Genomic DNA, 14,474 nt, shown 5'->3' with positions numbered 1-14,474 from the left:
CTACGATTCCTCCGGCGGCTTTGCGGCGACCCTGGGCATCACCACCGTGAAGGTGGTTCCCGCGCCGGCCTGCGAGGACAGCTCGATGCGCCCGCCCAAGGCCCTCACCAGCGCCTTCACGTGGGCCAGCCCGATCCCCTCGCCCGGCCTGTCCTGCTGGCCGGCGCGGCGGAACAGGTCGAACACGCGATCGCGGTCCTTGGCCTCGATCCCGCGCCCATTGTCCTTCACGCGGTAGACGACGCGCTGGCCGCGCTCCTCACCGGTGATCCGGATGAGGGCGGGGCGGTCGGGATGCGAGTACTTGATCGCGTTGTCGATGAGGTTGCCGAAGATCTGCTCCACGCTGAGCCTGTCCGAGACCAGGCGCGGGAGGTCCGGCGCGATCTCGACCGTCGCCTCGATCTCCTCGGCCTGGTGGCGCTGCGCGTCGGCCAGCCCCTGCAGCAGAGTGGGCATGTCCAGTGGCTCGGGGGTAAAGGTGCGCCGCCCTTCGCGCGAGAGCTTGAGGATGGCGGCGATCAGCCGTTCCATCTTGACGATACCCGCCTTGATGAAGCCGAGCGCCTCGTCGAAGTCGCTCTCCGCCTCGATCCGGGCGGGATCGTCTGCCGGCTTGGAGGCCGAGGCCAGAAGCTCGTCCTTCACCGCCGAAAGCTCGCTGGTGAAGCCCATGACGTTCACCAGCGGCGCGCGCAGATCGTGGCTGACGATGTAGGCGAAGCGCTGGATCTCCTCGTTGGACTCCTTCAGCTCCGTCTGGGCCTCCCGCTGCTCGGTAATGTCCGTGTGGACGCCCACCCATTCGCGCACCGAACCGTCCGCATCGCGCACGGGCACCGCACGCACGGCGAAGGTGCCGAAGCTGCCGTCCACACGCAGCACGCGGTGCTCGTGCACGAAGGTGCGCTTCTCCTCCACAGCCGCGCTCCAGAGCTCCAGTGTCCGAGCCAGATCGTCCGGATGGATCGCCGCCGACCAGCCGCCGTCCTGGTATTGCTCGACCGCCTGCCCGGTCATGCTCTGCCATCCCGGCTGCTCGCCAACCATTCGCCCCTTCGCGTCGGTGGTCCAGAGGATGCCGCGAACGGCCTGCACCGCCGCCTTGAAGCGATCCTGCCCGGCCTTGACGGAAGCGAGCAGCCGGGCATTCTCCAGCGCGGCCGCCGCCTGGCCCGCGAAGCCGGCGATCAGCTTCTCCTCCTTCTCGGCGAACATACCTGGCTCGGGATGGCCGAACAGGAGCGCGCCCAGCCGCTCGCCGGAGCGGGAGACGACGGGAACGGCGAGATAGCTGCGAACCGGCAGGTGCCCCTTGGGCATGCCGCCGAGCGAACCGTAGCGTGCATCGCGCGAAACGTCGGCGGAGCGCACAACCCCGCCCCCCGCGAAGGTGGGGGAGAACAGGTCGGTGGGGCGCGGCAGGCCGAACCGCGTGAAGGCCTCGCGCGGGGCCCCGGCAAGGCTGAAGAGCCGCCAGGCCTCGTCCGGATTGCCGTCCACGCCCGGCGCGATCCGCTCGAAGAATGCGCCGTAGGCAGCACCGGAGAGGCTGGTCGCCGCCTCGATCACGGTGCGCACGAGGCGCTCCATGTCCAGTTCGGAGGCCAGGGCGTTGCCCACGCGGTTCAGCCGCTCCAGCCGCTCCGTTTCCTCCTGCAGGTCGGCGCGGGCCTTTTCCGCTTCCAGTGTGGTGCGCGCCTGCGCGAAGGCGGCCGCCGTCAGGAAGAGCGTTGCAAGAAAGCCGAGCCCGAACAGATAGGGCAGAAGGTCGGCGTAGGAGTCGCGCGCGAAGGACGCGCCGGGCGCGAAATCCACGGTCCAGCTCCGGCCCGCGATCTCTATCACCTGCCGCGTCGCCGTGCCCGTCGGCTCCCCGCCACCTTGCGTCCGCTCGAGCTCGGCGGAGCGATAGAGGAGATTGCCCGCCGAGGGCTCCAGGCCGTCATGGACGCTGTAGACGAGATCGCGCCCGCCGAAGGCGCCGGTCTTGTCGATGGCGCGGCTGAAGAGGTCGCGGGCGCGGAACGGGCTGTAGGCCCAGCCGGCCAGCAGCGCCCGCCGCTCCTCCACCGTCACGGGAAAGAGATTGTCCTCGTAGACCGGCAGGTAAATCAGGAAGCCGGGCTGCTTGTCCTGGTCGATCTCCTGGACCAGCTCCACCATGCCGGACAGCGCCGGGACGCCGTGATCGCGCGCGCGCTCCATCGCCTCGCGGCGCACGGGGTCCGTGTACATGTCGTAGCCGATCGCCGCCGCGTTCCGCTCGTCCTGCGGTTCCAGGAACACGATGGCGCTGTATTGCTCGCGCGGCTCGGGAGGTGTCACGCGGAACCCGGGGAAGCCCTCTTCGCGCATCTGCGTTTCCACGGCGCGGCGCTCGCCGGCGTCGAACCAGCCGGCGAAACCGATGCCCTGTATGCCCGGGTAAAGCTCGGCGACGGCCAGCCGCGCGACATAGCTGGCGAAATCCTGCCGGCTGACCGTTTCGTTGGCGGAAAACAGGCCGGCCGCACCGCGCAGGAGCGCGACATAGGTGTCGATCCGGTCCGAGATCGCCTCCACGCGCTGATCCACGAGGCGCTCGAACCGCTCCGCGTCTCGGGCGTCGCTCAGGCGCTTGAACTGGAGCGTGACCACCGCCGTGCCCATGAGGCCGACGAGAAAGACGAGCAGCGGCAGCCCGATGTGGCGCAGGCGGCGCATCTTCGCGAGCACGGGGCGAGGCTGCTTTCGGGCGGGCGCGGTGATGGCCGAAGCTCCTCTCCATCGGATGGAGAGCGTTCATCGCCTCCCCTTTCCGCTTGCTGCGGATCGGACCGGCTGTCAATCCGGGCATCTTACGCAAGACGCCCGAAAGGCCGGGCGAGGCGCCCGGTTCCCGGCACCGGAGCCGACGCATTGTTCAAGCCTTTCGGCTCTTGCAACGCATCCATGGCGGGCGCAAATGTCGAGAACGGGTTCACGGAAAGGCCATGCCATGAAGAACATTGCCGTCATCAACGGGTCGCTGCGCAAGGATTCGCTCAATCGCACGCTCGCCGAGGCGATCGCCGGCCTTGCAGCGGAATCGATGCGCTTTCAGTTCGTCGAGATCGGCGACCTGCCTCTCTACAACGAGGATTTGTGGGCGCAGCCGCCGGAATCCGTGCTGCGCCTGAAGCGGGAGGTCGAGGCGGCCGACGCCGTGCTCTTCGTCACGCCCGAATACAATCGTTCCTTCTCGCCCGCGATCAAGAACGCCATCGACTGGGGCACCCGCCCGTGGGGCCAGAATTCATGGGAATCCAAGCCGTCCGCCGTCATCGGCACGAGCCCGGGCGCAGGCGGGGCGATGGCCGGGCAGAATGCGCTGAAGAGCCTGCTGACCGTCGTCGATACGGTGCAGATGGGCCAGCCGGAGGTCTACTTCCAGTTCAAGCCCGAGCTGTTCGCGGCGGATGGCAGCGTCGCGGATGAGAAGACCCGCGAGTTCCTGATGCGGTGGGTGAGGCGCTTCGACGGCTTCATCGAGCGCGTCTCGCCGCCCAAGACGAGCGCGCAGGCCGACGCGGCCTGAAGAGGCCGTAAGAGGCGCAAAAAAGGGCGGCACGGGGCCGCCCAATTTGGCTGGAGTATCAGGTCATGAAGAACCTGATAACCTTAAATTCGCCAGGCGGCGGAAGGTTGCCATCCTTCCTCCTGGCCGCTTGCATCCGCTGGCGTGCGGCGCAACCATGCGGGGCATGAAGCGTTAAGCCGGTGGCACCTGTCGCGTGGGACCATCGCCGTTCCTCGCGCTCGCGACCTAAGAAGACAATGTTTGGCAGGAGAAGATGATGTTCCGCGACAAGCCATCGGCCTATGAACGCATGACGGACGCGCTCGGCGACATGGGGGAACGGATCGCCGAGCTTGAGGCCCAGCTCGTGGAGCGCGTGAACCCAAGGCCCTCCCGGCTGGAGCGGCTGCGCCGCACCGTCAGCCACGAGATCGGGCGCCTGCCCGGCCTGTCGCACGAAACGCCCGGCTACCTGCCCTCCTTCCTGTCCGGCCTCTCGCTTCCCACCGCGTCCGAGGCGCAGCGCTCGCTCAAGCGCGCGCAGCGCTCGCTTGCGGAGGGCGCGCACGAGGCGCGCGAGCATCTTCCCACCTTCTCCAACTGGCACTGGCCCGAGCTTCGCGCGCCGCGCTCCGTCAGCTTCCGGCGCGGCCGCGAAGCGCAGCGGGGCCTGGACTATTTCCGCGCCCGGCCCGAGCTGACCACGGCGCTGGTCGTGGGCGGCGCCGTGCTGGCGGTGGGGGCGACCTTCTACGTCACCAAGAAGATCGCCGAACATGCGGAAGAGCCGGACTACGAGACCGTGCGCAAGGATGGCGACGTCGAGATCCGCGATTATGACGCGATGATCATCGCCGAGACGGTCAAGAGCGGCTATCATGAGAAGGCGCGGCGCGCCGGGTTCGAGACGCTCTACGACTTCATCCGCGCCAACAACCGGTCCGGCAAGAAAATCGCGATGACGACGCCGGTTCTCCAGCAGCTTTCCGAGGGCGAAGGCCGCTCAAAAGGCTGGGCCGTGCGTTTCGTCATGCCGAAGAAATACACCAAGGCCAGCCTGCCCACGCCCGTTTCGGACGAGGTGACGATCGAGGAGATTCCGGCCCGGCGCATGGCGGCGGTCAGCTTCTCCGGCTCCTTCACCGCCTCGCTGGCCAGCAAGAAGCTGATGGCGCTCTACAACTACCTCGCGGACGAGGGGCTGAAGCAGAAGGGCGATCCGATCTATGCCTTCTACAACCCGCCGTGGGTGCCAGGCTTCATGCGGCGCAACGAGATTCTGATCGAAGTCGAGCGCTGAATTCCGGATCTTGCCGTGCCAACGCGCCCGCCCTTCGGCGGGCGCTTTGCATTGCGGCCCCCCAACGTTCCCGGCGTTCGCGGGGCAGGCGCGGCCCGTCTTGCCCTTTGCGCGCCGTTCGGCGACACAAGCTCATATGCGCCGCACAGACCCCTCCCCACCGACCGACCTTCCCGCCAGCCTCGTCTTCGGCCCGAACGAGGATTGCTTTCGCCTCGATCCGCGCGAACCGGTTTTCTACCTCGACCCCTACCCCGCTTACGCTGCCCTGCGCGAACGCACGCCGCTGGGCTTCTGGGAGGAGGCGGGCTGCATCGCGGCCTTCGAGCACACCACGGTCTCGCGACTTCTGAAGGACCGGCGGCTCGGCCGTATTCTGCCGGCGGGGCCGGACGGGCGGCCTGCCCGGGACGTGCCGGCGCATCTGGAAGCCTTCTACGCGCTGGAGGCCCACTCGCTCCTGGACCTCGAGGCGCCCACCCATACGCGCCTTCGCGCCCTGGTTTCCAAAGCCTTCGTCTCGCGCAATGTGGAGCGGCTGGAAGGAACCATCGAAACCCTCGCCAACAGGCTGATCGATGCATTCGAGGCGGACGGGGAGGTCGAACTGGTGACCGCCTTCGCCGAGCCGCTGCCCGTCGCGATCATCTCCGACCTCATCGGCGTGGATCGTTCGCACGCGCCGCTGCTCCTCCAGTGGTCGCACGCCATGGTCGCGATGTACGGCTTCCTGCGCGACCGCGCCGTCGAGGAGGCGGCGGACCGGGCGTCGCGCGAGTTCCGGGCCTTTCTGCAGGAGACGATCCGCCGCAAGAGGCGGTTTCCGGCGGACGATCTCGTCTCGGCGCTGATCGCGGCGGAAACGGAATCGGGACGCCTGAGCGAGGACGAGATGATCTCGACGCTGGCCGTCCTCCTGAACGCCGGCCACGAGGCCACTGTCCATGCCATCGGCAACGGCACGCGGGCGATCCTCGAAAGCGGCCTCGACCCGCAAGCCCTTTTCGCGGACGAGGCAAGCGGGGAAGCGAGCGTGGAGGAGGTCCTGCGCTTCGATACGCCTCTGCATCTCTTCCGCCGCGTCGCCTTTCAGGACATCGAGCTGGCCGAGGGCCGGTGGCTGAGGCGCGGCGAGGAGATCGCGCTGATGCTCGGCGCGGCCAATCGCGATCCGGCCGTCTTCGCCGCACCCGACCGGTTCGATCCGGCGCGCGGGCGCAACGGGCATGTCGCCTTCGGCGCGGGCATCCATTTCTGCATCGGCGCGCCCCTCGCCCGGCTGGAACTGCGCGTGGCGCTGGCCACGCTGTTTCGCCGCCTGCCGGCCCTGCGCCTTGCGGGCGAGCCGCGGGCGCGCGACAGCTTCCACTTCCGGGGCCTGCCGCGCCTCGACCTTGCGTTCTAGAAAAAGGCGAGGCCTCCATGTTCCGACCGGTCATGACCGCCCAAGAGGTCGTCGCGTTTCTGGACAGCGAGTTCCCGCAGATCAGGACGGGCCAGAGCCCGATCGAAGTCGATGCGGTGGGCCCCGGCACGGTTCATCTGCGCCTCGCGGCCGAGGAAAGCCACCTTCGGCCCGGCGGCACGGTGTCCGGCCCCAGCCTCTTCGCGCTTGCCGATGTCGGGGCTTACCTGGCCGTCGTCGCCCATCTCGGCCCACAGGCGAAAGATGTGGTGACGACGAACATGTCCATCAACTTCCTCAAGCGGCCCCGGCCGGGCCTGATCCGCGCCGAGGCTCGCCTCCTGAAGCTGGGGCGCCGTCTGGCCGTGGCGGAAGTGGCCGTTTTCGCGGCAGCCGATGACGAACCCTGCGCCCACGCCGTGGGAACCTACGCCATTCCGACGCTCACCACGTGAGGTATTGAAATACCATTATTGTGGTATAATAAAACCACAAACGGCAAGCTATTGAAATAAAGCGATTTTCTTCCGAGAAGTCATGTCTTCAAAGATGGATTTCGGCTTGCGCGCCGGGCGGATTGGCTCTAGAAGGCGGCTCTCGAAGCTGCGTCCGGCAAGGGCGCGGCGGATGCGCCGGTTTCCCCGGCGAAACGACATTACCCAAGGGTTCGACCATGAAGACCTTCTCGCAGAAGAACGAGACGGTGGTGAAGAAGTGGGTCCTGATCGACGCCGAAGGGCTCGTCGTCGGCCGCCTCGCCTCCCTCGTCGCGCTTCGCCTTCGCGGCAAGCACAAAGCCACCTTCACCCCGCATGTCGATGATGGCGACAACATCATCATCGTCAACGCGGACAAGGTCGTGTTCACCGGTAAGAAATACCAGGACAAGACCTACTACTGGCACACCGGCTATGCCGGCGGCATCAAGGAGCGCAAGGCGCGCGAGATCCTCGAGGGCCGCTTCCCCGAGCGCGTGCTCGAGAAGGCCGTCGAGCGCATGCTGCCGCGCGGGCCGCTGGGCCGCCGCCAGTTGAAGAACCTGCGCGTCTACGCCGGCGCGGAGCATCCGCATGAGGCCCAGTCGCCCGAGACGCTGGACGTCAAGGCGCTCAACTCGAAGAACACGAGGGCTGCATAATGGCCGATCTGAACTCTCTCCAGGACCTGGGCTCCGCCGAGGTGGAGACCGCCGCGCCGGTCCACGTCCAGAAGCTCGACGCGCAGGGGCGCGCCTACGCCACCGGCAAGCGCAAGGACGCGGTCGCCCGCGTCTGGGTCAAGCCCGGCTCGGGCAAGATCATCGTCAACGACAAGGAGTTCGCGGAGTATTTCGCGCGCCCCGTGCTGCAGATGGTGCTGCGCCAGCCGATCGTCGCGGCCGACCGTGACGGCCAGTTCGACATCATCGCCACCGTCGCCGGCGGAGGGCTCTCCGGCCAGGCCGGCGCGGTTCGCCACGGCATCTCGCGCGCCCTCACCTTCTACGAGCCCGGCCTGCGCGCCGTGCTCAAGAAGGGCGGCTTCCTGACGCGCGACTCGCGCACCGTGGAGCGCAAGAAGTACGGCAAGGCCAAGGCCCGCCGGTCCTTCCAGTTCTCGAAGCGCTAAGCTTCGGCGCTTTCTTCAAGACATCGGATGCCCGGCCTTTCGCCGGGCATTTTCTTTTGGCACTGCTCCATCATCTACTGCGCAGGACCCTGGCCACCGGACGCCGAGCGACATGCTGACCGCCTACGCCCACCGCAACCAGCACCTGGAAGAGCTGGCGCAGGACGATCCCGCCGATCCGGTCTGGATCGACCTCATCGAGCCTTCCCCGGCGGAGAGCGGCGCGGTGGAGAAGCGCCTCGACCTCACTCTGCCCACGCTCGCCGACATGCAGGAGATCGAGCTGTCCTCCCGCCTCTACGAGGAGGACGGCGCGCGCTTCATGACGCTGATCGCGCTGTTCGGGCTCGATACGGACGAGCCGGTCCGCACCCCCGTGACCTTCGCCCTGAAGAACGGGATTCTCGTCACCCAGCGCTACGCCGACATCAAGACCTTCATCGGCTACAAGAAGCGCGCCACGCGCTCCAAGGCGGGCCCCTGCGACTCCGGCGGGCTGGTGATGCTGGGGCTTCTGGAATCCATGATCGACCGGCTGGCCGATGCGCTGGAGCAGATCGCATCGGAGATCGACCTCCTGTCCCGCGAGGTGTTCCGCAACCGGCGGGGGCGCGAGAAGGCCAAGGAGCGGGACCTCGAGGGCCTGATCGGGCGAATCGGCCGCCAGGGCGAGTTGATCAACATGATCCAGGAAAGCATGGTCTCGCTCTCGCGCGTCGTGACATATCTTTCCGCGACGGAGACGGACGAGCGCAAGGTGAGCCGTGAAAGCCGCCAGCGCGTGAAGATGATGCAGCGCGACGCCACCTCGCTGGGCGAGCACGCTATCTTCCTTTCCGACAAGATCACCTTCCTTCTCGATGCCACGCTCGGCCTCATCACGCTGGAGCAGAACAAGATCATCAAGATCTTCTCCATCGTCTCCGTCTTCTTCATGCCGCCCACCATGATCGCCTCGATCTACGGCATGAACTTCGAGAGAATGCCGGAGCTTCAGTGGGCCGCCGGTTACCCTTATGCGCTCGGCCTCATGGCGCTTTTCGCGGTGCTGCCGTTCCTGTTCTTCAAGGGCAAGGGGTGGATGTGATAGGCGCTCCTTTCAAAGGAGCATGTCCATGGCCGGCAAGTGCATAGACCACGCCTTCACCGCGACGAGCGCGCTCGGGGCAGCGAGCGATCCCACCTATGCGGGCGCGCCCTCCTTCATGCGCCGCCGCTTCACCAAGGAACCGGACGGCGCGGCCGTGACCGTCTGGGGCGTGCCCTTCGACGCCTCCGTCTCCAACCGGCCGGGCGCGCGCTTCGGGCCGCAGGCCATCCGCCGCGCCTCGATGATCTTCGACAACGACCCGCAATACCCCTTCTCGCGCGACCTGTTCGAGGCGATGAGCGTGGTGGATTACGGCGACTGCCTCCTGGACTATCGTCTGCCGGAGACGGCGCACGAGGCGATCCGCACGCAAGCCGCCTGGCTTCTGGAGCGAACCGGATTTCTCCTGACACTGGGCGGCGACCATTCGATCACCTTCCCGCTTCTCCAGGCGCACGCCGGACAGCACGGGCCCCTCGCGCTCGTGCATTTCGACGCGCATCAGGACACCTGGCCCATCGCCGTCGCACCCTCCGGCGAAAGCCGCGTGGACCACGGCTCCTTCCTGATCGCGGCCGTGGAAGCCGGGCTGGTCGATCCGGCCGCCTCCATCCAGATCGGCATCCGCACCCACGCGCCGGAGAGCTGCGGGCTGGAGATCATGCACGGCGACGAGGTGGAGGACATGAGCGCCGCTGCCATCGCGGAGCGCATCGCCAGGCGCGTGGGCAATCGGCGCACCTATCTGACCTTCGACATCGACTGCCTCGACGTCGCCTACGCGCCGGGCACCGGCACGCCCGTCGCGGGCGGCCCTTCCAGCGCGAAGATGCTCTCGGTTCTGCGAAAGCTGGGAGTGCTCGACATGGTGGGCGCGGATGTGGTGGAGGTGGCGCCGGCCTACGACCATGCCGACATGACAGCTATCGCGGCGGCCACCGTCGCCATGTATATGCTGGGCTTGCGGGCGGAGGCGGCGGGCGGCTCGCCCGATGCATGAACGCGCTGACGACCTGATTCCGCCGGCCCGGCCAAGCGACTGAAAGCAGGAGACTTTCCATGAAACCGCGCATCTTCATCGACGGCGAGCACGGCACGACCGGCCTTCAGATCCGCGCACGCATGGAAGGGCGCGGCGATGTCGAGCTCCTGTCGATCCCGGAAGCGGAGCGGCGCAACGCGGCGATGCGCGAGGACCTCCTGAACGAGGCCGACATCGCGATCCTGTGCCTGCCGGACGACGCCTCGCGCGAGGCCGTCGCCTTCCTCTCCGGCAACAATTCCACGCGGATCATCGACACCTCCACGGCGCACCGGGTCGATCCGGCCTGGGTCTATGGCTTTGCCGAGATGACGAAGGAGCAGGCCGCGCGGATCGCCGCCGCGCGGCTCGTCGCCAATCCAGGATGCTACCCGACCGGCACCATCGCCCTCCTGCGGCCCCTGCGCGAGGCAGGCCTGCTGCCCGACGACTACCCCGTCTCGGTCAACGCCGTGTCCGGCTACACCGGCGGCGGCAAGCAGATGATCGCGCAGATGGAGGATGCGAGCCGCGAGGATCACATCGCCGCGCCGCATTTCCTCTACGGCCTCGATCTCGCGCACAAGCATCTGCCGGAGATGCGCGCGCACGGGCTGCTGGCACGCGAGCCGATCTTCGCACCCTCCGTCGGGCGTTTCGCACAGGGTATGATCGTGCAGGTGCCGCTACAACTCGAAAGCGCCTCGGCATCCGACCTGCACGCCGCGCTCGCGGCGCATTACGCGGGGCAGGATCTCGTGGAGGTCGTGCCCCTGGCCGAGAGCGCCGGCCTGAAGCGCCTCGACCCGACGGAGCTGGCCGGGACGGACCGCATGAAGCTCTTCGTCTTCGGCGCACCCTCGGGCAGCCGGGCGAACCTCGTCGCCCTTCTGGACAATCTGGGCAAGGGCGCTTCGGGCGCGGCCGTGCAGAACATGGACCTGATGCTGAGCGCCTGAACGATCAGGCCGCCACGGGGGCCGGATACGGCCCCTTCAGCCGCCGCGCGTGGACCACGGCGGCGGCCAGCACCACGATGGCCCCGCCCTGGTGCAGAAGCGCCAGATCCATCGGCACAGCCAGAAGCAGGGTGGCGATGCCGATGCCGGCCTGGATCGTCACCAGCGCCAGGAGCCAGCGCGTTTCGCGGGTGCGGGCCAGCAGCGCATAGGCCAGCACCACGCCGAAGAGCACATAAGCGCCGACGCGGTGCGTGAACTGCACCGTCATGACGTTCTCGAAGAAATTTCGCCAGAGCGGCTCCATACGCAGGAGATTGCCCGGCACCCACTGACCGTCCATCAGCGGCCATGTGTTGAAGGTCAGCCCCGCGTTCAGGCCCGCGACGAGCCCGCCCAGATAGATCTGCAGGAGCGACAGGCCGAGCACAGCGGCGGCGAGCGGAAACCGCCCCTGCCGCTCCGCCCGCCGGTCCGCCGCCAGCCCCTCCGCCACCCAGAGGACGGCGGTGAAGATGATGCAGGCCAGGGTGAGGTGGACGGCGAGCCGGTACTGGCTGACATCCGTGCGCTCGACGAGGCCGGAGGCCACCATCCACCAGCCGACCGCTCCTTGGAGCCCGCCCAGCGCCAGAAGCGCGAGAAGGCGTGGCTTCAGCCGGCTTTCCACGCGGCCGGTGAGCCAGAAGAAGGCGAGCGGGATGGCGAAGGCGAAGCCCACGGCGCGCGCCAGGAAGCGATGCGCCCATTCCCACCAGAAGATGACCTTGAACTCGTCCAGGCTCATGCCGCGATTGACGAGCTGATATTGCGGGATCTGCCGGTAGAGGTCGAACTCCTCCTGCCATTCCTGCGCCGACAAGGGCGGGACGATGCCGTGGATGGGCTTCCATTCGGTGATGGACAGGCCCGCCTCCATGATACGCGTGCCCCCGCCCACCAGGACGATGGCGAAGATCATCAGGGCGACGACATGAAGCCAGAGGCGGATGGCGCGGCGGTTGCGCACGTCTTCCAGCGTCAGGGCGGCCTCTTCGCGTTCGAGGCCCATCAGGGGCAGCGTGGTCATGGGCGTCTCGTCGGGCTTGCGCTCACGCGCTTCAACCGTCATGTGAACCCAAACGCGCGCCTTCGCAAGGAACGCGTTTCGTCGCAGGCTCATGACAGGGCCCGAGGAGAAGACGATGCCGGTACGGATGAAGAAGCTGATCGGGACCATCGTCCTGGTGCTTCTGGTGATGATCTACGCGATCTTCGCCACGGCCGTCGCATCGCTGTATCTCGGCGAGGCGAGCGGCCTGGTGCATCTTCTCTACTTCCTGTTCACGGGTCTGATCTGGATCGTGCCCGCGATGGTGCTCATCCGCTGGATGGAGCGCGAACCGAAGCGGTAGCGCGCGGAGGCGCTTCAGCGACGAGGACATCGCGCAATCCGGCTTCGGCCAGCCCGGCCAGGCGCCGGGCCCGCGCCGCCTGCGGCGTCTCGCCCGGCGCGAACAGCACCGCCGCGCCGGTGTCGGCCAGCGCCGCCACCTCGCCCGGCTCCATCGTTCCGCATTCCACCAGCACCTGCTCATAGGCCCGGCGCGCCGTGTCGAGTGCCGCCTCAATGCGGCCCGGAGCGCGCTCGCGCCAGCGCTTGCCCGCCGGCAGGAGATGCGCGCCGCTCATCCTGTCGCGGCGAACAAGAGCGGAAAGGTCGATGCCGGCGGCCAGCCCGTCCAGCCCCGGCGAGGCGACGCCCAGCGCGGCCGCGCTCCACACCTCCTGGGCCGGTGAAAGATCGACGAGCAGCACGCGCTGGCCCCGTTCGCTCAGGAGCCGCGCGAGATCGAGACTGGCCGGCGACGCATCCGGGGCCGAGAGGACAAGAAGCCGCGAGACCGGCTCATGCGCGAGCGCCTCGGCGAGATGATCCAGCGAGACGGGCTCGTCCCCGGCAGGCGGCTCGGGCAGTCTGCCGGCCGGAACGGCCTTCGGCGCGGGCGCCGCTACGGGCCGGGCCGGCGCGGGAGCGGGAAACGGCTCGCGGGCGGTCCAGCGCCGCGCGAGCGCGCCGAGGAGAACGCCGATCAGGCCGGCCAGCGCCCCGAAGGCACCGGCCGCCAGCGTGGTGGAAAGCACGGGGGGCGGCACGGCGCGCGCCTCGCCGGGCGGCCGGATCGCGGCGGCCGGCGCCAGTTCCCCGGTCTCCGCTTCCAACTGCGCGACACGCTCGTCGAGGTCGTTGAGGTGAAGCTCGACGATCGCCAGCCGGGGATGCCCGGGCGGAAGGGTTTGCGACAATTCATCGAGGCTCTCGCCGAGGCGCGCACGCTCGGCGCGAAGCCGGAGGAGTTCGGGCGAGGCCGCCGCCGCGACGCGCTGCTCCGCCCCGCTCTCATCCAACATCGTCGCCGCCTCCGCTTCGGCCCGCGCCAGCGCGCCGCGTCGCGCGGCTTCGGCCGAGGCGGCGCGGGCCGTCACGACAAGCGCATCGCCTTCCCGCGAGACGCGAACGCCCCCACGCCCCGTCAGCCCTTCGACCAAGGCGGGCGGAGCGGCCGGCACGGAACGGTCCACTCCGGCCGGCACATCGACCAACGCCACCGCCTCGAAGGAGGGCGCCACCAGTTGCAGGGCAAGGAAGGCGGCGGTGGCGAAGACGAGCGCGCTCGACAGGATCGTGCGCGCACCGCGCGCGATGCCCCGCCGCCTCCGCTTTCCCGCCCCCTCGCCGTCCTTCATGTCCTGCTCTTTTCGAATCGTCGCAGCAGGGTTGGCATTCCCTGCGCGGGTCGGTGCGAACGATAGTGAAGTGTCTTCAAGCAGCAAGCAAAAGGCGAATTTACGGTCATTTAACCTTAACGCGGATAATGCTGTGGATAGTCGTTCGACGCGCGAGCGGCGGGAGTTTCGGAGTTACAAGCCCATGCGGACGCGGATCTTCGCGCTCGGCCTCGCTCTGGCCGCCCTGCCTGCCTGCGCGAGCTACCAGCCCGTTCCCCCCGCCTTCCATGAGGAGCTGAACGGCCCGTACCATCTCGATTCCGGAGATCGCGTGCGCGTCACTGTGTTCGAGCAGGAGAGCCTGACCAACACCTATGCGGTCGATCAGGCCGGCTTCCTCGCCCTGCCGCTGGTGGGGCAGGTTCCCGCGCGCGGCAAGACCACGGGGGAGATCCAGTCGGTTCTGGCCTCGCGCCTCTCCGACGGCTTCCTGCGCGACCCGAATGTGGCGGTGGAGGTCGACCAGTATCGGCCCTTCTTCATCATGGGCGAGGTGCAGACCGGCGGCCAGTATTCCTACGTGCCGGGCATGACGGTGCAGAACGCCATCGCGGTGGCCGGCGGCTTCACCCCACGCGCCAACCAGCAGAGCGTGGACATCACCCGGCAGGTGCAGGGGCAGGTGATGACGGGGCGCGTGCTCGTATCGGACCCCATCGTGCCCGGCGACACGCTGTATGTGCGCGAGCGCCTGTTCTGATTGAGCGGACGCGCCCTCTCGTCTAAAAGGAAACGCAACCTTCGGCCACTAGCGTTCCCGCGATGGCATCGCGTCAGGTAT

At 68.0% G+C, this 14,474-nt stretch carries 14 protein-coding genes; 11 read left to right on the top strand and 3 right to left on the bottom strand.

Annotated elements, in window-relative coordinates:
* Nucleotides 1-2,652 carry a CHASE domain-containing protein gene (locus J7654_RS11495; protein ID WP_209740477.1) on the bottom strand — a complete coding sequence of 884 codons (2,652 nt, stop codon included), beginning with the start codon at nt 2,650-2,652 and terminating at the stop codon, nt 1-3.
* 328 nt (nt 2,653-2,980) lie between these two features.
* On the opposite strand from J7654_RS11495, the gene J7654_RS11490 reads away from it, so the two are divergent.
* The 9 genes from J7654_RS11490 to argC all read left to right on the top strand — a co-directional run bounded on the left by J7654_RS11490 (nt 2,981) and on the right by argC (nt 10,924).
* Complete coding sequence (locus J7654_RS11490; RefSeq protein WP_209736067.1) at nt 2,981-3,559, top strand: NADPH-dependent FMN reductase; 579 nt, start codon at nt 2,981-2,983, stop codon at nt 3,557-3,559.
* Nucleotides 3,560-3,815: 256 nt separating this feature from the next.
* A complete protein-coding gene (locus J7654_RS11485; RefSeq protein ID WP_245195478.1) occupies nt 3,816-4,841 on the top strand; it encodes an SOUL family heme-binding protein in 1,026 nt (341 codons plus the stop codon).
* A 136-nt stretch (nt 4,842-4,977) separates the two neighbouring features.
* A complete protein-coding gene (locus J7654_RS11480) occupies nt 4,978-6,246 on the top strand; it encodes a cytochrome P450 (protein ID WP_209736066.1) in 1,269 nt (422 codons plus the stop codon).
* Nucleotides 6,247-6,263: 17 nt separating this feature from the next.
* Nucleotides 6,264-6,701 (top strand): PaaI family thioesterase, encoded by a 438-nt coding sequence (locus tag J7654_RS11475; protein ID WP_209736065.1) that lies wholly within the window; start codon nt 6,264-6,266, stop codon nt 6,699-6,701.
* A gap of 218 nt (nt 6,702-6,919) precedes the next feature.
* Nucleotides 6,920-7,384 (top strand): 50S ribosomal protein L13, encoded by a 465-nt coding sequence (rplM, locus tag J7654_RS11470; protein ID WP_209736064.1) that lies wholly within the window; start codon nt 6,920-6,922, stop codon nt 7,382-7,384.
* Entirely contained in the window at nt 7,384-7,854 is a 471-nt protein-coding gene (rpsI, locus tag J7654_RS11465; protein WP_209736063.1) for a 30S ribosomal protein S9, read from the top strand. Before rplM ends, rpsI begins: the two co-directional genes overlap by 1 nt.
* 112 nt (nt 7,855-7,966) lie before the next feature.
* Entirely contained in the window at nt 7,967-8,941 is a 975-nt protein-coding gene (locus J7654_RS11460; RefSeq protein WP_209736062.1) for a magnesium transporter CorA family protein, read from the top strand.
* A 28-nt stretch (nt 8,942-8,969) separates the two neighbouring features.
* Nucleotides 8,970-9,944 (top strand): agmatinase, encoded by a 975-nt coding sequence (gene speB / locus J7654_RS11455; RefSeq protein WP_209736061.1) that lies wholly within the window; start codon nt 8,970-8,972, stop codon nt 9,942-9,944.
* Between the two features lie 59 nt (nt 9,945-10,003).
* Nucleotides 10,004-10,924 carry an N-acetyl-gamma-glutamyl-phosphate reductase gene (argC, locus tag J7654_RS11450; protein ID WP_209736060.1) on the top strand — a complete coding sequence of 307 codons (921 nt, stop codon included), beginning with the start codon at nt 10,004-10,006 and terminating at the stop codon, nt 10,922-10,924.
* Between the two features lie 4 nt (nt 10,925-10,928).
* On the opposite strand, the gene J7654_RS11445 is transcribed toward argC, so the two are convergent.
* Nucleotides 10,929-11,993 (bottom strand): COX15/CtaA family protein, encoded by a 1,065-nt coding sequence (locus J7654_RS11445; protein ID WP_245195477.1) that lies wholly within the window; start codon nt 11,991-11,993, stop codon nt 10,929-10,931.
* Nucleotides 11,994-12,108: 115 nt separating this feature from the next.
* Between J7654_RS11445 and J7654_RS11440 the strand changes: the two genes are divergently transcribed.
* On the top strand, nt 12,109-12,318 hold the full coding sequence (locus J7654_RS11440) for a DUF2842 domain-containing protein (protein ID WP_209736059.1): 210 nt from the start codon (nt 12,109-12,111) through the stop codon (nt 12,316-12,318).
* On the opposite strand, the gene J7654_RS11435 is transcribed toward J7654_RS11440, so the two are convergent.
* Nucleotides 12,284-13,651, bottom strand: a complete 1,368-nt coding sequence (locus J7654_RS11435; protein WP_209736058.1) for a P-loop NTPase family protein — start codon at nt 13,649-13,651, stop codon at nt 12,284-12,286. The two genes, J7654_RS11440 and J7654_RS11435, sit on opposite strands and share 35 nt — an antisense overlap.
* A 184-nt stretch (nt 13,652-13,835) precedes the next feature.
* On the opposite strand from J7654_RS11435, the gene J7654_RS11430 reads away from it, so the two are divergent.
* Nucleotides 13,836-14,393, top strand: coding sequence for a polysaccharide biosynthesis/export family protein (locus J7654_RS11430; protein ID WP_209736057.1), 558 nt, complete (start codon nt 13,836-13,838; stop codon nt 14,391-14,393).
* The last annotated feature ends 81 nt before the right edge of the window (nt 14,394-14,474 follow it).

Source organism: Aureimonas populi (genome assembly GCF_017815515.1).
Lineage (GTDB): Bacteria > Pseudomonadota > Alphaproteobacteria > Rhizobiales > Rhizobiaceae > Aureimonas > Aureimonas populi.
This window is presented reverse-complemented; position numbering and strand designations above follow the sequence as displayed.